The organism is Chloroherpetonaceae bacterium (assembly GCA_033763895.1).
In the GTDB taxonomy this organism is placed as follows: domain Bacteria; phylum Bacteroidota; class Chlorobiia; order Chlorobiales; family Thermochlorobacteraceae; genus JANRJQ01.
Genome location: JANRJQ010000009.1, coordinates 24,742 through 42,832, shown reverse-complemented (window position 1 = coordinate 42,832; position 18,091 = coordinate 24,742). Strand labels below are relative to the sequence as shown.

Genomic DNA, 18,091 nt, shown 5'->3' with positions numbered 1-18,091 from the left:
AATAAATCATCATTGAACTTTTTGGAACAAGAGTATAATAAGACAGATTTCAATTTAGAAACGCTTGAATCACAAACCACATTAGCTTGGGATATTCGATTTGCAGACCCCAAGCGTTCGTTTCAAATCGCCACGTCATTATTGTCGACAATCGAAAAAAACCTTCCTCAATCTAATTTTCATAATAACCCGCTTTACCCGCGTTTATTGCTAACTCTTGCTTATTGCAGAATTCGTTTTTCGGATTTCACGGATTCATTTGAATTAGCTTTAAAAGCGGAAAAGCTTTTTCAGTCAACAAAAGACGAGCGAGGTGTCATTTGGGCGCATATCTTAATGTCCACCTCCGAAGAAAAAAAAGGGAAGTATGAAGAAGCGTTGACACGTATTGAAAGCGCGCTTCAGAACGCAATTGACATTAAGTTTGATGAGGGCGTTGGCAATTTGATTTACCGAAAAGCCTATGTTTATTATAGCAAAGGCGATTATAAAGTTGCTTATCAGTTTTTTTCAGAATCACATCAAATTTTTCTTCAACATGATGTTGATTATGGTGTTGCTTATGCAGAAACCGGATTAGGAAATGTTGCTTTTCACAAGGGCGATTACACCAACGCCTTAAAACACTACAACAGAGCATCAGAGTTATTTTTCAATGTTCAAGAGCTCTCCGGTCAGGCCAATGCGATAAATAACATTGGTTTCATTCATTTAAATCTGGGTGATTATGCCGGTGCAAATGAATTTTTGCATCAAGCTTTAGCACTTCGGAAATCGTGTGACGATATCAATGGGGAAGCACTTTCTTTGCACGGAATCGGGATTGTTCAAAATGCACTTGGCAATCATAAAGAAGCCCTTGAGTTTTTCAAGAAAGCCTTGATTTTACGGCGGAATACGGGTGATACACGGGGTGAGGCAGAGTCGTTGCATGCGATTGGGTCTCAGTATTTTCATCTCAATGATCTTGAAAATGCACTCTCTTTTTTGAATAAGGGTCTCGAAATTCAGGATCGAATTGGAGATCTTTGGGGGAGGGCATCATCGCTCGCAGAAATCGGCGGGGTTTATGAAAAGGCCGGAAACATTCAAGAAGCGATTCGCTTCTATGAGGAATCGCTCAAATTACGTGAGATGATGGAAGATCGCATTGTAGCGGCATCTTGTTGCAGGCTTCTTGCGGGGTCATTATCTAAAGTTGGGCGTTTTGATGAAGCGCTGTCATTCGCACAAAAAGCACTTTCAATTGCTGAATCTCTTAAAGCAAGAGCGGAAATTTATCACTCACACTTTGTTTTGAGCGAAGTTTTTGAACGAATGCTCAATATTAGCCTCGCTTTTCATCACTATAAGCTATTTCAAAAGATCAAAGAGGAAGTATTTAGTGAAGAAAGTACCAAAAGGTTGAAAAGTATTGAAGTGCTTTATCAATTGGAGCAAGCCAGAAAAGAGGCCGAGCTGCGAAAAGCCGAGGCGGATATTTATCGCTTGAAAAATTCTGAAATGTCTGCGATGAATGAGGCACTCAGTTCTGCGAATGCAATGAAAACCAAGCTTTTGGGTGTTGCTGCCAGCGACCTGAAGTACCCATTGGGAAGCATTGCCAATTTTGCAAAATTACTGCTCGAAAGAAAAGATGGTCGTTCCAATCAAGATAGGCAGTATCTGAATATCATTGTTGATCTCTCCAACAGAATGGTAACCCTTCTGAACGATTTATTAAGTAACGCCGCCCTTGAAACCGGTCAAATATCAGTAAAAAAGCGTCCCATAAATTTTGGGCAATTGGTTCAAGTCCTTTCTATCACATATCAAGAATGGGCAAAGCGTAAAGAGCAGAGCCTTACACTGAATATCGATGAAACTTGTATGGTTTTCGGCGATGAGGAGAGACTTAGAGAAGTCGTAAACAATTTGGTTCTCAACGCGGTAAAGTTTACGGAAAGGGGAAAATCAATAGACATTTCAGTCTTGAGAGTTCAATCATTTCAATCACAACCCATTTTGGATCACACGCTTTTAGCGAATGACGACCTTCATCAAACACAATTTGCCGTGCGACTTTCGGTTCGCGATGAGGGGCAAGGAATTTTGGAAGACGAATTCGCCCTTCTTTTCCAACGATTTTCAAAGCTAACCAGCTCGCCGACTGAAGGAGAAAATAGTACCGGACTTGGGTTGTCGATTGTCAAAGAATTGGTTGAACTTCATAATGGAAAAGTATGGGTTGAAAGCCCCGGCCGAAATCAGGGAACAACCGTGAATGTTGAATTGCCGTTGCTTGAGAGAAACGTTTAACACGGGAGCATCTTTCAAAATTAAGTTGGTTCTTTTACTGATTAACTGTTTGAGAAATAACGCTGAAATCTACCCAATCAATGCAAAATCAATACAAAAAGCAAGCATCTCCTTCAAATGTGCTTTCAAAAAAAACAACGACCTCGAGTTCTCTGAAATCACATGCTCCCAACACTTCTTTTTTGCAAAAAAACCCGCTCCGATTAGCAGCAATTGATCTTGGCACCAACTCGTTTCACATGATTATAGTTGAGTTGCAAGAGGATATGAATTTCCTGACCATTGATAGAGCCAAAGAAATGATTCGAATTGGCGATGGGAGCATCACCACCAAGCTCCTTTCGGATGAAGCAATGAATTCTGGGATTGAAACCTTGCTCCGATTTCGAAAACTTGCGGAGCAGCGGGGCGTTGAACCTTATCATATTGTAGCATTTGCAACAAGTGCCATTCGAGAATCTAAAAACGGTGGGGATTTTATGGAGCGGGTGACGAATACGGTAGGAATTCGCACCAAAATCATTTCCGGTGAAGAGGAAGCACGACTCATTTATCTCGGCGTTCGTAATGCAGTTGAATTTGGCAAAAGAAAAGCGCTGATTGTGGATGCCGGAGGAGGCTCTGTGGAGTTTATCGTAGGCAATGCGACCGAATTAAAACTCGCTGTAAGCAAAAAACTGGGTGTCGCGCGAATGTTTGAGCGATTTATCTCAACAGACCCTATTTCAAAAGCCGAGGAAAGGCGACTTAGGAAACATCTGAAGGACGAAATAAAACCGATCGCCATAGAAGCAAAAAAAATTGGATTTGAGCTTGCAATTGCATCATCTGGAACCGCACAAAATATTGCTGCAATGATTCTTGCAGATAAAGGCTTGACGCTTGATCCGCAAAATTCTGCACCTAAAATCGAAAAAAAGGATCTTGAACGATTAACGGAGAAGATTCTTGCCGCTCGAAGCGACGCCCGCCGAGCAATGCCCGGCTTAGATCCAAAACGCGGAGATTTAATCATTCCGGGCATTTTACTTTTTCAAGTTGTTTTTGAGCTTTTTAACCTAAAAACAATGGTTATTTCCGATTTTGCGCTTCGTGAAGGGATTGTGATTGATTACCTTTCAGGACATTTAGAAGAATTTCGGCTTGCTTATGAATATCCTGATGTTCGGAGAAGAAGCGTGGTGGAATTAGCTAAACGATGTTATTGGGATGAAGCCCGCTCCAAACACATTGCCGGGCTTTCGGTGAGGATGTTTGATTTGCTCAAAAGATTACACGGATTCTCGCAAGTTGAGAGGGAACTACTTGAATATGCTGCTTTTTTGCATAATATCGGGTATTTTATTTCTGCATCTTCCCACCACAAGCACAGTCATTACATAATTTTGAACGGCGAATTGCGAGGTTTTCAACCTGAAGAGATTCAAATTATGGCTAATGTGGCAAGATACCATCGAAAATCGCTTCCAAAACCGGAGCATGAGCATTTTGAGATGCTCAGCCCAAAGGCCAAACGGGTGGTCACAGTTTTAGCCTCTATTCTTAGGCTCGCCAATGCATTTGACCGAACACATCGACAGAATATCGCAGTGGAAGGAATCCGTATTGAAGAAAAGCGCATCATTTTCAGAATTGCGGCGCTTTCTGACCCTGAAATTGAAATTTGGGCGGCGATGAGAATGACCGAAATGATGGAAATTGCTTTCAGAAAGAAAGTTGAAATCTCAATTAGAAAAGGGTCTTGAGGAAAAGGAATTTACTCAACCCCCAATCCTCTTATTTTTGTGCGCCAATAATGGAAAAGAATTTGGCTAAGATAACCTGCATTTTCACCTAATTCTTTCCACGCTTTTTTTTGAATTTTTGCATAATTTTTAGCACTAATGGTTTTCCCTTTCATCCGAATTCCAAACCATTCAATCATAAACTGCCGAACGTGGGTATCGATTGGAAATGCGTGCCAAGCGCCTAGCCCAAAAAGGCAAACACAATCCGCAATTTTTTCACCAATTCCATCAAAACGAAGCAAGTCTTCACGTAATTGATGGTAATGTTCCTTTTTCAACCGGATTGGTGAGCGGCTCAAGTTTTCATAATAATCCAAATTCAATCGTCCTTCAGCAATAGCTTGAGATATTGCTAAAATGTTTTTGGCCCGAATTCTGTTATTGTTTGTGCAATAAGTAATTTTATGTAAAGTAAATGACGCGAGTTGAGACGGGGTAGGAAATCGGGAGGCAACAAAATCCGCATTCTGAAGAGTCTGGCCTGAAAGGTCAGCAAGTCTTGAAACTTGGCGGCGTATAAGGGTAATTCCAACACCCTGTGCGCACATGAATGAAATCAGTGTTTCATAGAGCGGTTGTCGAAGGAGATGAAGGCCTCCAAATTCATTGAAAATCAAGGATAAATGAGGATATTTTTCTTCAAAATGCGCTGGAAGAAAATCCTTGGGTTGATCGTTTTTTCCAAAATAATGTTCAAGAAACTCGTTACACGGCCGAAAATAAAGAGTAGCTTTCGTTGAGTCAAACCGAATCCTTTTTGGGGAAATCGCATGTACCCAAACCACTGCCTCATCTAAAACCCCAGCATAAATGATCTCTGAATTTCTGAAGAAACGCTGCCACCGAAAAGCTTGCCCGCAAAAAAGTGTCGATTCCAAATCAAAATCAGATAGGAATGATATTTCACCTGAAAAATAGGTACCCTGCAAAAGAAAAGGCGACGAATTCGATGAATTCACTTTACATAAGAAAAATTATAAAAAAACTCAAAATTACAAACCTCGAAAATGATCTTGAAAGAACTAACCCTTTTGATCAAGAATTTTTTTTAGAACTTCTTGATTTGCTTTAGGAAAGGCAAAAAGATTGAGTTCTGTAAGTTTAACCCATCGAATCTCTTGGCTTGCTTTTGCTCTTGCCGTTCCTTTGATGACCGTTGCCCAAAACGCATGAAGGGTGATCTTAAAATGAGTGTAGCTATGCTTAACCGAAGTAATTTTATCTTGAACCTCAATCGTCAATCCCGTTTCTTCTAGCAATTCGCGTTGACAACATGCTTCTGCTGTTTCGTTGGGCTCAATTTTCCCGCCCGGAAATTCCCACAAATTTGGAAGTAATCCGCCCTCCGGTCGCTTTGCTATAAGAACTTTCTCTCCCTTTTTAACTACCGCGACAGCGATTTCCTTGTGTGGGATTTTGGGCTTTTTTGGCTTAAAGGGCAATTCTCCCACACTTGCTGATTCATACGCTTTACAATAGACTCGAAGCGGACAACCAATGCAGTTTGGTTTTTTTGGGGTACAAATCAAAGCCCCGAATTCCATTAAAGCTTCATTAAATTCGCCCGGATTTCGGGCCGGTAACAAATCGTAAACGATTTTCTCAATTTGATGTTTTGTTTCAGGCTTTGTAATATCCGTTCGAATTTCAAATAATCGTGAGATTACACGAAGTACATTTCCATCAATTGCTGTACATCTTTCCCCAAACGCAATGCTTGCCACACTGCCACTCGTGTAGTCTCCAAAACCCTTTAAGTTCAAAAGTTCATTTTTTGATTGAGGTAGATTACCGCCGTATTTTTCGATAATCGCTTGTGCTGCCAACTTTAGATTTTTTGCTCTTGAATAGTACCCTAACCCTTCCCAGAGTTTCATCAAATCATTGATTGGAGCATTTGCCAAGGCATCTATTGTAGGAAATCGCTCTAAAAAACGAAGATAGTAGGGGATAACAGTGGATACTTGTGTTTGTTGGAGCATCACTTCTGAAATCCAAATCTTGTAAGGATTTCTCTCTAACCTCCAAGGAAGATTCCGCTTATTTTCACGAAACCACTTAAGTAAAAATTTATTTAAACTCAATTAAGTATCAATAATTAAATAATTTAGACAGCTATAGTTGATATTTTTTTTAATATATAAATAGGAAATTTATATTCGAGAAGAGTCAGAATTAGGTTAACAATTTATGCTTCATTAATCAGTATTGAGACTCTTTTTTCGATTTCTTTTCAAATAATTTTCTTAATATTTTTCGGAGCAGACTCTTAATTGAAACACAAAAAATTATGGAGCTTGTATTCAATTAATTGAGTGAATAATCAACATTATGTCAAGTTAAATGCTCCAGATCAGAAAGGCAGGCATTCAAATCCGTTTGTATCTTTAGCTCAGTTCGAATTACTTCAAAGGTTTTTCTATGGGCGAAAGGACTTTCTAAGGAAAGGACACAAAGTTCAGCAACATCAGAGCGATCAACCATCCCCATAATCTTATCTCCTGTATCAACTTTTAAGGCATAACTTAACGGCGGCCCATCTTTTAGGCCTCCGGGGCGAATGATGGTGTAGCTGAAATCTTCTTCGGAGTATTCTTGTCTAAGGTGATTTTCAGATCGAAGTTTTTGATTCAAAACACCGCCGAAAAGATTCAAAGGATGAAAAGGTTTGGTCACGGCGATTGTACTCACCAAAATGAACTTTTTTACTTTTGCTTCTTTTGCTTGATTGACAAGCGAAATAATCCCTTCACCATCAACTTCTGAAGGGGAGGATTCCCCAAAAAGGCTCGACGCGCCAACAGTACAAATTACGGCATTAACGCCTTCTAAGCCCCTTTTTATGCTGTCTTTATCTTGAATTTTTCCAAATGAAACTTCACAAAGCGAGCTGCCGGCATCAAAATCTTTCTTTCTTGTGAATGCTTTTGATGGGATTCCGTAGTGTGTTAACCGTTTAATTACCCATAAGCCGGTTCTTCCGCTTGCACCTGCAACGAAAACTTTTCCTTCGTATTTCATAGTTTTTTCGATTCGAAACTAAATTAGAAACGCCCCTAAGGGGCGCTTATGAAAGTATAGCTTTTTATAGAATTCCATTCCTATCCGAAATAATGTTGAAAAGAAAGACTTTTTGAAAAAATGGAATAGTGTATTGAGTAAACCACATTCAAATCAACCAAAATATGTAGAAAAGAAATCCCCCAAAAATCTCGATAAAGAAAATACATCACAGACCAACTTATCGTAAGTGCCAATTGAACCGGCATAAAAAACACTTTATATGTCATTTTTGACGGGTCGGCAGGCAAATGGGGAGGAAATTCATAAAGCCAGAATCCACCGTGTGATATTCCGCCATAAACCATAAACATTAACAATCCCGCAAAAAACAAAAGCCACTTGTTTTGTGTATAATTTGACATAAACATTTCCCCAAGCTTGAAAGCTGTAAGGAATAAAGCAGTTTCAAGGACTCCATTAAAAAGCCCAAAAATCACGAATGAGATGGGGTCGAAAGGGCGGTTACCAAAATCAGTCGACTTGTTGTAAACAAATAAATTGAAAATCACGATGATAAAAGCGGCACCAAAAATAAGTGAGCGCTTGGTATCAAACTTTTTATTAAATGATTGAAATTCTTCAGAAAGAAAGAATATCAGGCACAATGCACCCAAAAACCAGTATAAAACCACTAACATAATCTATAAGGCTAAGTTCTAAATTAAATGATTCTATTCAGCTTGCTTTTCGGCATGATAAGAACTACGAACTAATGGACCGGATTCAACATGTCTAAAACCCATTTTCTTACCCAAATGCCGATAATGCTCAAATTCTTCCAGTGGGACAAAACGGTCAACTGGCAAATGAAGCTTTGTCGGTTGGAGATACTGACCGATGCTAAGAATATCACACTTATGGGCTCGCAAATCAGACATCACTTCTTCAACTTCCTCTGAGTTTTCCCCGATTCCCACCATTAATCCTGATTTTGTTACCAAATCGAAGGCTTCTTTCGCGTACCTTAACAAATCAAGTGTTCGTTGGTACTTGGCTTGCGGACGGACGATTCGATACAGTCTTGGAACTGTTTCAGTGTTATGGTTCAAAATATCTGGTTTTTCATGAAAAACGAGATCCATTGCCGTTTTATCTCCCTGAAAATCAGGGATTAGTACTTCAATTCTCGTGGTCGGGAGCGATTTTCGAACCTCGCGAATTGTTTCAGCCCAAATTGTAGCTCCGCCGTCCTTTAATTCATCTCGATTCACGCTGGTAATCACCGTATGTTTAAGATTCATAATACGCACCATTTCAGCTACTCGCTTTGGTTCTTCCTTGTCAAGTACCGGAGGTTTTCCGGTGGTTACTGCGCAAAAACCACAGGATCGGGTGCAAGTATCTCCTAGAATCATAATGGTAGCGGTACCTGAAGCCCAACATTCCGAAATGTTTGGGCAACGCGCTTCTTCGCATACTGTATGAAGCTTATGCTGGTCAACTTGCTTTTTTAATCGAAAATAGCCCTCACTTGAAGGAATCGTAACTTTTAGCCAATCCGGTCGAGGCGTTTTTGGGCTGTTTTTTATGGGCTCGGGTGAAGAAATAACTTTTAATTCTTTGAATGTAAGCATTGTTATGAGATTTTGGCTTATAAACGACTGAGGAGGTCATTTAATTTATTTTTGCGATCCGAAAACCAAGCAGATTCAGAACTTTCCCAAGGTTTTAAGGCTGCTCCGGTAGCTATGGACTCTTTCGCTTTCAAACGGATATCTTCGCTTAATGCATTTTGATCTAAGAGAAGGGCAGCAAGCGCAACATAAATCACGCTACCCAAACCCTCATCTTTTGCCATTGTATCGAGTTCGCTTAATACTTCTTTGGCAGCATCCGCTGCGTTTAAACCGTCAGCAATTGCCACATCAAATATAGCTTTTGCGGCAGAACCCGCATCGTTATCGAAAAAATCGCCACCCCAAATCCCCATAATTAAAACATTTGGTTAAAAAAAAGGGAGCATTTGCTCCCTTTCTTACATGATTAAATTGAACTCTTTTCGTTATACGATTCAAGATGATTGGTTAAGGTTTGTAAAAAGAACCCTGCCAATGCTCCGTCAACTATTCTGTGATCATAAGAAAGTGAAAGATACATCATCGAGCGAATCACGATGGTATCGCTTCCATCCTCTAGGGTTTTAACAACCGGTCGCTTAACAATAGCTCCTGTACCTAAAATTGCAACTTGAGGTTGATTGATAATAGGCGCACCGAAAAGATTTCCGGCAGTTCCATAATTGGTGAGGGTAAAAGTTCCGCCTTGGATATCATCGGGTAGTAATTTTTTCGTTCTTGCCCTCGCAGCCAAATCCTGAACCGAACGAGCAATCCCAACCAAATTTTTCTCATCCGCATTTTTAACAACAGGAACGATGAGTCCTCCATCTCCTTTTTCACCCAAAGCGACCGCAACTCCAACATTAATATATTTTTTGATAATAATCTTATCCCCATCTACAGAAGCGTTGAGCATTGGATACTCTTTCAACGAATTGACAACTGCTTCAACAAAAAATGGAGTAAATGTCAATTTTACACCATTTGCAGCTTCAAAAGCAGCTTTTTTGGACTTCACGAGTTTCACAAGACCGGTAACATCGGCTTCAGAAACGGATGTCACATGTGCTGATGTTTGTTTTGAGCGAACCATATGCTCTGCAATAAGCTTACGCATGTTATCCATTGGGACAACGGTTGATCGGCTGGCGTCATAAACAACGGGAGCAGATGAATGTTTTGGAAGACTTTCAGACTTTGGAGCGGCCTGAACCTGCGGCGCTGGTTTACTTCCGCGGTTTTTTACATAATTTAAGACATCTGTTTTGGTAACTCTGCCACCTTGGCCGGTTCCTGCGAGAGTCTCTAATTCAGCCATCGAAATTCCTTCTGTCCGAGCAATATTCAAAACAACTGGTGAATAAAAACGGTCGGAGGATGAAGTAGCCAATTCATCTTGTGATACAGCTGGTTTTGTCACAGAAACTTCTGGAACGGATTTAGGAGCAGGTGCTGATTCTGATTTCGCAGGAGAAGGAGGAGCGGATTCCGGAGAAGCTACCACTGCGTTGGCAGCATCTGTTTCGATTCGAGCAATAACTTTACCAACAGCCACGACATCGCCTTCTTTAAAGAGGGTCTCTACCAAAATGCCTGCCTCTGTTGCGGGTACCTCGGCATCGACTTTATCGGTCGATATGTCAAGAATATTTTCGTCTTTTTGAACTTTTTCTCCGGGTTGCTTTCGCCATTTGAGAATCGTACCTTCCATAATACTTTCACCCATTTTGGGCATCACAACGTCAATTTTGGCCATTACTTTTTTATTGATTGTAAGTTGAATAAACGATTTGAATATTGAGATTCTTTAAGAATAGGAGGATTAAATCGAAGGTGCATAACCAAAAAGGTCGGTGACATTGGCAACTTGAACACACAATTTGATTGTAAGAACCATTTTCCAAAAAAATGACTCGATAGGGTGCAATAGATGAAATCCCTTGTCAATACTAAGCGTTTCAAGATTTCTAACATGCTTCTAAACAGTTTTAGAGGAATGCAAATATATAGAAAAAACACTATTCCCAAAATTTCTTTTCTTTCTTCCAATTGAATCAATTGATATGAATTCTCAATTCAAAAATAAAGCTGACTTTCCAAAACTCATTGGTGTTGGTACGGCTTTACCGCCATACAAATTAGAACAAAAGGATGTTAAGGAATTTGCTCGGTTTGTTTATGGAAAAAGGCTTGGTCAGGAAATTGAACGACTTCTCACGGTATTTGATCACTCGGAAGTTAAAGAACGCTATTTTTCAGCACCAATGGAGTGGTTTGGTAAGGACCATACATTTGAATCGAAGAATAAATTATATCAAGATAGCGCTTTAGAGCTTTCGAAGCGATCAATTGAAAGTGTAATGCATACGACAGGCTTTGACTATTCTGATATTGATGCGATTGTATTCACCTCGACGACGGGGTTTTCGACCCCCTCAATCGATGCAAAACTGATTCATTTGCTCCCCTTTAGAAAAAATATTAAACGGTTTCCGCTTTGGGGGTTAGGATGCGGTGGGGGAGCAGGTGCGATTTCATTAGCCCGTTCTTTGGCACTTGCGGAGCATAACAGTATCATTTTAGTGGTTGCAACAGAATGTTGTGGTTTAACTTTTCAGCGCGAGGATATTGGAAAAGCGGCGATAATTTCTACCGCTCTATTTGGTGATGGTTCTGCGAGTGCAATTATTGTAGGAAAAGAAGTAAATGCTCCCAAACCTCTTAAGAATTTGCCGGTTTTCTTATTAGAGTCACAAACGGAAACAATGTCTGATTCGCTTGAAGTAATGGGTTGGAATTTCACAGAAAAGGGGCTTCATGTTGTTCTTTCGAAAGATGTTCCCACAATTGTGAAAACTTTTATGAAAGAGGGTGTAGCTAAGTTATTGAAAAAACGACACTTAGATCAAAGCGATATTCGCTTTTTTATTACTCACCCGGGCGGTGCAAAGGTTTTAGAGGCTTATGAATCAAGTTTAGGCATCAATAGGGAGCAACTTCGATACGCATATCATGTTTTAACAAATTTTGGAAATATGTCTGCTCCAACAGTTCTTTTTATTCTGGAGCAACATTTATCAAATGCAAATCAGATTTCCGGGGATTACGCCATTTTGGGAGCATTAGGCCCCGGATTTAGTTCTGAACTACTTCTGCTCCAATTTTAGTCAAATCGAATAACTTTACTAATGGACTTAACAAAAGAGTATTTTCTGTATCTTATTATTTTGCTGGCTGTTCAGCGTTTGATGGAGCTAATGGTATCAAGGCATAACGAAACACAGCTTAAAGCGAAAGGGGCAATTGAATACGGCGAAAGCCACTACAAATGGATGGTCCTTTTGCATTTGGGCTGGTTTGTCGGTATGATTACAGAATTTATTCTTTTGAAACCTTCGATTTTTCCATTTTGGGGAAGTTTGCTTACATTTTTGCTGTTTTTGCAGATTGTAAGGTATTATGTCATAAAATCTCTTGGTGAGTTTTGGAATACGAAGATTATTGTTTTGCCCGGTTCACGACCAATCCAAAGTGGCATCTATCGCTTTGTACGCCACCCAAATTATTGGATTGTTCGAATGGAAATTTTGTTTTTCCCGATTTTATTTAAACTTTACATAACTTCAATTATTTTCACAATCTTGAATGTATGGTTATTGAATGTCAGAATAGAAGAAGAGGAGAAGGCTTTGGCAACTTTGAGTGAAAAATGAAAATATTTTTAAGAAAGCGTTCCTTTTTCAATTTCTCTTTCAAATGGTAAACATTTGAAAGGATTTTAGGAAATATATACTTTACATAAAGTAATTTATTAAATCAAAATTTTGTAGAAAGTGACGCTTATTCCATTCACCAATTTTTCAGGAACTGTTTATTTGGTAGGATACGGGTTATTTTGGCTCACTTTCTTTTTTGGGAATGCAGTACGGTTTGGGTTTTTCCGTTCGCATAAATGGCGACCGTTCCATCACATTTTGTATTTTTTCGTCATCCTTTCTGTAACGGTCTCTCTCATTACCGCGAGCGTGAGCAACCTAAGTTTAGGTGGGCTTTTTTTGGTGCAGCTGATTATCCTTTTATTGATGACCCGATTTCCGGCAAAATCTAAGGGTCATATTCCTTATGCGCTGTTTTCGCTTTTCAGCTATTCCTGTTTGATGGTTTATATCTTTACTTTATAATTCACCGCTATGAATACATCGCACTCAGCCCCAACGATGTCGCTTTTTGAAGCGATTCGAAATAGACGAACCACCAATGGTCACTTTGACCCCAAGCCTTTATCTGAAGAACATATTAAAATGCTGATGGAGGCTGCAAGTCACGCGCCAAGTCATTTTAATTCTCAGCCTTGGCGATTTGTTCTCATTCGTGATTCTGAAAAAAGAAATGAATTGGGCAAAATTGCAGGTCAGTCGATGAGGGTTGTGATGGAAAAAGGAGATTTTTGGAGGCGTTATCTTAAATATTTCCGATTTTCCAAGGAGGAAACTGATAAATTGGGCGATGGAATTCATATTGATAATATGCCTGCCCCATTGAGACCGTTTATTCGCTTCATTTTTTCTGAAAAGGGCGGAGAAGTCATGAATAAACTTCGTGTCCCTTGGATTTTAGCCATCGATTCAAAAAAATTAGTTTCGAAATCGCCCCTGATTCTTGGGGTATTACTCACCAAAGAAGAATACAAAAAAACTGAAAACTCGGGGATGTATTCGCTGCTGGCTTTGGGTATGGCAATCGAGAATATTTGGTTGACTGCTACTTCGCTTGGCATCGGTGTTCAATTTATTTCTCTCCCGATGGAAGCAGGCGGAGAATTTTGGCAAAAATGTATTGATTCCATCAGTCCTCCGGATAATTTCGAACTTATTGCCTTATTTAGGTTCGGGTATATCGATTCGAAATCAAAACGCCCGACGATTGATTGGTCAAGCACGCAGCGTAAAGTTGTTTCGAAATTTGTATTTGAAGAGCAATTTGGCAAGCCGTGGATTCCTAAAAAGTAACGGAATAAACATCATTTACGATTCATATAATTTCTTTAGATTCTGACTTCAAGGTTAATTTTTACATCCCTCTTTTTAAATCAAAATATTCCAAAGATGAAAGTGGGATTCAATTCGTTTCTTTTTTGCAGCTTAAGTATCGCGGTTCTTCTCATAACCTTTCCAACCCATCTTTACGCACAAATAAAAACAACACCAATGTATGGTGGAAATCAAGGAAATGATTTCGAAACCACATGCCAATCTGTCGTCGAAATCCAAGTTAAAACTGGGGTTTGGCTTGAAGGAATCAAAGTCTTTTGTGATAGAGCGTTGGCTGCTAATGAAAAAGGCAATCTGATTTCAACCATTCATCGATTTGAGTTAGACCCTGATGAAAATCTTATCGAAGTAAAAGGAACTTTGAGCGGTAGCCAGATTGCTTCCGTCGAATCCATCCAATTTATAACGAATAAGCGTCAATCTCCAGAATATGGAAAAAAAAAGGGTAGGGAACCCTTTTCAATTGTCATTCCGGAAGGTTATCGTTTTCTCGGCTTCTATGGTCGTTCATCCCTATCTCTTAATGGGATTGGGGTCGTGATGGAAGAATTTGGTGAAAAAAAGCCTCAATCAGAAATTTTCGGAGGCAAGTCTGGAAATCCATTTCAAGCGATTTTACCCAGCGTAACAGAAATACAAATTCGCGCAGGAGATTGGATTGATGGCATTTCGATACTTAATGCGAAGGGTGAAAGCAAATCTTTCGGGGGAAATGGAGGATCGCTTCAACGATTTATCCTTCAAGCTCAAGAGAGAATTACGCGAGTATCCCTAAGCTTCGATGGAAAAGGCGGAAATTATATTCACAATCTTCAAATTCATACCAATCTCAGGAACTCGCCGGTGTATGGAAAATTAACAGGGAAGCAAAAGAAAGAAATCCAAGTTCCGGCAGGCTTTTTAATCACGGGATTTACAGGTAGAGTCGGTAAATACATCGATGCCTTGGGTTTGGTTTATGAACCCGAGCCGCCTGCTCCAATCAAGCCTGTACCCGCTATGATTCAACATCCTATTCAATTTCAACCGAAACCAAATGAAGTATTAGATAATGCTTGCACCGAAGGTCGGGATAAATTAGAATGGATGTTTGCTTGGGAATTCAAAACCGGAGCAACGCTTTACCATTTACAGGTCTTTGATACAAAACAAAATTTGATTTTGAATGAGCAAGCGCTGACTTCTCCTACTTTTGTTTATTCTCAAGCGCTTCCGGTTGAACAAAGCATGCTTTACAACTGGTCGTGGCAAATTCGTGCTCAAATTGGAGGTGAATGGTCAGTTTGGAGCCCTAAATCTTTCTTTTCGATTGAACCGCCGAATAACGACTGTGGGAATAACCCTTCTGAACCGAGCGCTCCCATAACCCAAGGGTTGCCAACCACCGGGAAGCCAATTTTTCAACAACCCGTTCCTTCACCTGCGATTACAAGTCTTTTCCCACTTGCGAATTCGGTTTTAGATAACGGATGTAACAATAGGGAAGATCCAATGGACTGGTTTTTTCAATGGAACCCTACTGATAATGCCGCAATTTATCATTTTGAGGTTTATCGTGAGGGAGAACCGCCAACGATTAGCGAAACCAAATTACATTCCAATTTTTTCTCATTTAACACAACCGGATTTGTTGACAATCAAAAGCTCTCGAATTGGCATTGGAGGGTTCGAGCGCAAATCAATGGCTCTTGGTCGGCTTGGGTTGATCATCCATTTAGTCTTGAGGGAAACAACAATGATTGCAGCCCATCGAATCCTAAGGCGAAATCTAGGGAAATGATTTTTATTGACAACCAAACTTCAAATTCAGTTGAGGCCGTTATTGAATACAATCAAGGAAATTTATTAAAAAAGCTACATTTGAGGGATTTCAATACAAAAAAGAAACACAGTTTGAAATTGCCAAGAGATGCGGCGTCGGTTCAAGTAAATGTATTTTATTTGGATAATGGAATTTGGAAAAGTTTAGGGCAGCAAACTATAGATGATTCTGAATATTCTCAATGTTTTATTTTGAGGTATTCACCGAACCTTAATGGAGTTCCAAGCCTTGTTTTGGATCGGCTTTATGGTGAATATTGCAAGTAACTAATTGGATTAGACAAATTTATATTGTGAGGCTATTTTTTAAGTTTTTTGTTTTTTATCATCTGAATCCCTCCGTTAAGGTTGATAATCTTTTTGAACCCTTTTTTCGAGAGTATTTCGGCAGCAATAAGGCTACGGCGACTTCTTGCGCAATAAACTAAAATGGTTTGATTTTTATACTTTTCTAATTCTACCGATCTTGTTTCTAAATCTTGATAGGGGATGTGAATTGCATTTTTTAATGTTCCTAAATTTGGAGAGCTTTTCCCTTCAAATTCTTCTTTGGTGCGAACATCAAGAATAACGCATTCTTTGTTTGAAAAAAGAAAAGATTCTAGAGAGTCGGGTTCTAAAGTTGTGAATTTTGAACTATCTGATTCTATTTCATGAATGATTAATGAATGCCGATCAATAGAGAAATATTTCAAAGTTACTTTATCGTTCAAAATCATGAAATTCAGCATGAATAACAAGTAAAATATCTTTGATTTCATATCTTTGATTTGTGCTACGATAAATATTACTTTTTCTTAAATTTTACTAAAATAAGAGTTGAAAGCCAATCAATCGAATTGGATTTAGTGAAATACTTTAGATAACGTTGAAATGGCAAAGCGTAGTATTTTGTAAATTCGATTGTGAAGTTATTTGATATTGAAATGAAATTAATGTCTGAAAGATCATATTGCTTTTTTTGAAATCTTACATAAGAGTTCTTAAATATTGGAGTGTTCTTTAAAAGTCGTTCTAACAGTCTATAGATTGATTTTTTGTTAGGAAAAGAAATCATTAAATATCCGTCAGGTTTCAGTAAGAGTTGACATTGTTTAAGTAGTTGATCAGATTTTTCAATGTACTCAATCACACTAGAAAGAACGATTAAGTCAAAATGATTCTCATGTTCAGTGACAAATTGGTCAGGTAAGGGTAAAAAGTAATGACCAAGCGAAACTGAACCGATTAACTTTTCGTTTTCAAGTTTATTTCTTGTAAGTTTCAGCATTTCTTGATCTCCGTCTATGGAGACAACTTGATATCCGAGTTTTGCTAAAGTAAGTGTTATATATCCGTTACCGCATCCAAGGTCTAAAGCCTTAAGATTCCGTTGGTTCGGGAATGTTAATGAGATATGTTTTTCCCATATTGAAAATCGTTCAAGAAATTCAGGTCGTAACTCAGATAATTTATCATAATCTGAGGCTGAAACGCCAAATAATGAGCCGCTTTTAGGGTTATGATCTAGGTTCATATCTTAATTTTTGGCTATTATACACAATGTTGCCGTCGATTCCAATTTTTGTTGTATAAGATAAATTATGTAAAGTAAAACTTATCCAAGAAAATGAAGTCTATGAAATCCAATATCTTAGGTTCGCAAATTCATATGAATTTCGCATCGCCCATAAGTCGCATTTTGGAACCAGTATTCAAAAAATTGTTATTCATCATGCCTTATCGTTTTTCTCCTCTTTCATTTGATCGTACAATTTATTCCCTAATTTGTTCGAAAAGCTTCATGATGGCTCTTCTCTTATCATTTTCTTACTTCACATTCGGTATGACTAATTTGGCAGCACAGTCAAAGAAGCCCAAACCCGTTGAAGAAATTGAAATCGAAGCGGATGATGAATACTATGGGCCAAATTTTACTACGAGAACCGGCTTTTCAGGAAGCTTGGGGTTAACTTCTCGAAGTTATGCGGTGAATTTCAATTATGTGAAAAGCTTTGACCCTGATTGGATGTTTGTACTGTCTTTTGGCGTAACCAGTGATAATGACCCCAATGAGCGTCAATCATTTGACTTTTTTACGGGTCAGAATTGGATTTATGATCCGGATTCTCCAGACCCAAGCGCACCACTTGGAAGACCCCCATTTCGACCAAAACTAAACAGTTTGATGATGTTCCCTTTAACCGCGACATTTCAACATCGCCTATTTCGCAATGAAATTACACGCTCTTTTAGGCCCTTTATTGAATTTGGTGCAGGTCCTACATTTGGCTATGTATATAATTGGCTCTCCGGCTTCTTTGATTTTTCTAAAGGTTACATTGCGTTGGGGTTTAACGGTCAAGTTGGAGCAGGCGCTTATTTCGGAGCAAATCCGCTTATGCTTCAGGGTCTTTCCGTTAGGTACCAATTTAGCTATTTACCTGCAGGTGTTCAAATGCTTGAAAGTAAAGGAGCATTAACCTTTTTTGGGAGCATTTCACTTAATTTGACTTTCGGAACACTTTTTTAG

At 39.1% G+C, this 18,091-nt stretch carries 17 protein-coding genes; 8 read left to right on the top strand and 9 right to left on the bottom strand.

Features of this window, described 5'->3' with window-relative positions:
- Positions 1-21: 21 nt before the first annotated feature.
- Entirely contained in the window at positions 22-2,298 is a 2,277-nt protein-coding gene (locus SFU91_08135) for a tetratricopeptide repeat protein (GenBank protein ID MDX2128989.1), read from the top strand.
- Between the two features lie 80 nt (positions 2,299-2,378).
- A complete protein-coding gene (locus SFU91_08130; GenBank protein MDX2128988.1) occupies positions 2,379-4,043 on the top strand; it encodes a Ppx/GppA phosphatase family protein in 1,665 nt (554 codons plus the stop codon).
- Between the two features lie 11 nt (positions 4,044-4,054).
- On the opposite strand, the gene SFU91_08125 is transcribed toward SFU91_08130, so the two are convergent.
- The 7 genes from SFU91_08125 to SFU91_08095 all read right to left on the bottom strand — a co-directional run bounded on the left by SFU91_08125 (position 4,055) and on the right by SFU91_08095 (position 10,463).
- Positions 4,055-5,044, bottom strand: a complete 990-nt coding sequence (locus tag SFU91_08125) for a DNA glycosylase (GenBank protein MDX2128987.1) — start codon at positions 5,042-5,044, stop codon at positions 4,055-4,057.
- Between the two features lie 63 nt (positions 5,045-5,107).
- Entirely contained in the window at positions 5,108-6,169 is a 1,062-nt protein-coding gene (gene mutY / locus SFU91_08120) for an A/G-specific adenine glycosylase (protein ID MDX2128986.1), read from the bottom strand.
- Between the two features lie 250 nt (positions 6,170-6,419).
- Positions 6,420-7,106, bottom strand: a complete 687-nt coding sequence (locus SFU91_08115; protein ID MDX2128985.1) for an SDR family oxidoreductase — start codon at positions 7,104-7,106, stop codon at positions 6,420-6,422.
- Between the two features lie 80 nt (positions 7,107-7,186).
- Complete coding sequence (locus tag SFU91_08110; GenBank protein ID MDX2128984.1) at positions 7,187-7,786, bottom strand: hypothetical protein; 600 nt, start codon at positions 7,784-7,786, stop codon at positions 7,187-7,189.
- A 33-nt stretch (positions 7,787-7,819) separates the two neighbouring features.
- Positions 7,820-8,722, bottom strand: coding sequence for a lipoyl synthase (lipA, locus tag SFU91_08105; GenBank protein MDX2128983.1), 903 nt, complete (start codon positions 8,720-8,722; stop codon positions 7,820-7,822).
- A 17-nt stretch (positions 8,723-8,739) separates the two neighbouring features.
- Entirely contained in the window at positions 8,740-9,078 is a 339-nt protein-coding gene (locus tag SFU91_08100; protein ID MDX2128982.1) for a hypothetical protein, read from the bottom strand.
- Between the two features lie 53 nt (positions 9,079-9,131).
- Entirely contained in the window at positions 9,132-10,463 is a 1,332-nt protein-coding gene (locus SFU91_08095; protein MDX2128981.1) for a dihydrolipoamide acetyltransferase family protein, read from the bottom strand.
- 307 nt (positions 10,464-10,770) lie between these two features.
- Here SFU91_08095 and SFU91_08090 point away from each other — a divergent pair, with 307 nt between their 5' ends.
- The 5 genes from SFU91_08090 to SFU91_08070 all read left to right on the top strand — a co-directional run bounded on the left by SFU91_08090 (position 10,771) and on the right by SFU91_08070 (position 15,846).
- Entirely contained in the window at positions 10,771-11,874 is a 1,104-nt protein-coding gene (locus SFU91_08090) for a 3-oxoacyl-[acyl-carrier-protein] synthase III C-terminal domain-containing protein (protein ID MDX2128980.1), read from the top strand.
- A gap of 21 nt (positions 11,875-11,895) precedes the next feature.
- Positions 11,896-12,420 carry an isoprenylcysteine carboxylmethyltransferase family protein gene (locus SFU91_08085; protein ID MDX2128979.1) on the top strand — a complete coding sequence of 175 codons (525 nt, stop codon included), beginning with the start codon at positions 11,896-11,898 and terminating at the stop codon, positions 12,418-12,420.
- Positions 12,421-12,540: 120 nt separating this feature from the next.
- A complete protein-coding gene (locus SFU91_08080) occupies positions 12,541-12,888 on the top strand; it encodes a hypothetical protein (protein MDX2128978.1) in 348 nt (115 codons plus the stop codon).
- Positions 12,889-12,897: 9 nt separating this feature from the next.
- Positions 12,898-13,716, top strand: coding sequence for a nitroreductase family protein (locus SFU91_08075; protein MDX2128977.1), 819 nt, complete (start codon positions 12,898-12,900; stop codon positions 13,714-13,716).
- Between the two features lie 96 nt (positions 13,717-13,812).
- Positions 13,813-15,846, top strand: coding sequence for a jacalin-like lectin (locus SFU91_08070; protein MDX2128976.1), 2,034 nt, complete (start codon positions 13,813-13,815; stop codon positions 15,844-15,846).
- 32 nt (positions 15,847-15,878) lie between these two features.
- Here SFU91_08070 and SFU91_08065 read toward each other — a convergent pair whose 3' ends face one another.
- Together SFU91_08065 and SFU91_08060 are read right to left on the bottom strand one after the other, a co-directional pair.
- A complete protein-coding gene (locus SFU91_08065; protein MDX2128975.1) occupies positions 15,879-16,310 on the bottom strand; it encodes a rhodanese-like domain-containing protein in 432 nt (143 codons plus the stop codon).
- Between the two features lie 56 nt (positions 16,311-16,366).
- A complete protein-coding gene (locus tag SFU91_08060) occupies positions 16,367-17,095 on the bottom strand; it encodes a methyltransferase domain-containing protein (GenBank protein ID MDX2128974.1) in 729 nt (242 codons plus the stop codon).
- A gap of 309 nt (positions 17,096-17,404) precedes the next feature.
- On the opposite strand from SFU91_08060, the gene SFU91_08055 reads away from it, so the two are divergent.
- Complete coding sequence (locus SFU91_08055) at positions 17,405-18,091, top strand: hypothetical protein (GenBank protein ID MDX2128973.1); 687 nt, start codon at positions 17,405-17,407, stop codon at positions 18,089-18,091.

Coding starts and splice junctions, on each gene's coding strand:
- SFU91_08100 (MDX2128982.1), bottom strand. CDS start 9,078: ATGGGGATTTGGGGTGGCGATTTTTTCGATAACGATGCGGGTTCTGCC.
- SFU91_08070 (MDX2128976.1), top strand. CDS start 13,813: ATGAAAGTGGGATTCAATTCGTTTCTTTTTTGCAGCTTAAGTATCGCG.
- SFU91_08110 (MDX2128984.1), bottom strand. CDS start 7,786: ATGTTAGTGGTTTTATACTGGTTTTTGGGTGCATTGTGCCTGATATTC.
- SFU91_08130 (MDX2128988.1), top strand. CDS start 2,379: ATGCAAAATCAATACAAAAAGCAAGCATCTCCTTCAAATGTGCTTTCA.
- SFU91_08085 (MDX2128979.1), top strand. CDS start 11,896: ATGGACTTAACAAAAGAGTATTTTCTGTATCTTATTATTTTGCTGGCT.
- SFU91_08075 (MDX2128977.1), top strand. CDS start 12,898: ATGAATACATCGCACTCAGCCCCAACGATGTCGCTTTTTGAAGCGATT.
- SFU91_08060 (MDX2128974.1), bottom strand. CDS start 17,095: ATGAACCTAGATCATAACCCTAAAAGCGGCTCATTATTTGGCGTTTCA.
- SFU91_08055 (MDX2128973.1), top strand. CDS start 17,405: ATGACTAATTTGGCAGCACAGTCAAAGAAGCCCAAACCCGTTGAAGAA.
- SFU91_08065 (MDX2128975.1), bottom strand. CDS start 16,310: ATGCTGAATTTCATGATTTTGAACGATAAAGTAACTTTGAAATATTTC.
- lipA (MDX2128983.1), bottom strand. CDS start 8,722: ATGCTTACATTCAAAGAATTAAAAGTTATTTCTTCACCCGAGCCCATA.
- SFU91_08095 (MDX2128981.1), bottom strand. CDS start 10,463: ATGGCCAAAATTGACGTTGTGATGCCCAAAATGGGTGAAAGTATTATG.
- SFU91_08115 (MDX2128985.1), bottom strand. CDS start 7,106: ATGAAATACGAAGGAAAAGTTTTCGTTGCAGGTGCAAGCGGAAGAACC.
- SFU91_08090 (MDX2128980.1), top strand. CDS start 10,771: ATGAATTCTCAATTCAAAAATAAAGCTGACTTTCCAAAACTCATTGGT.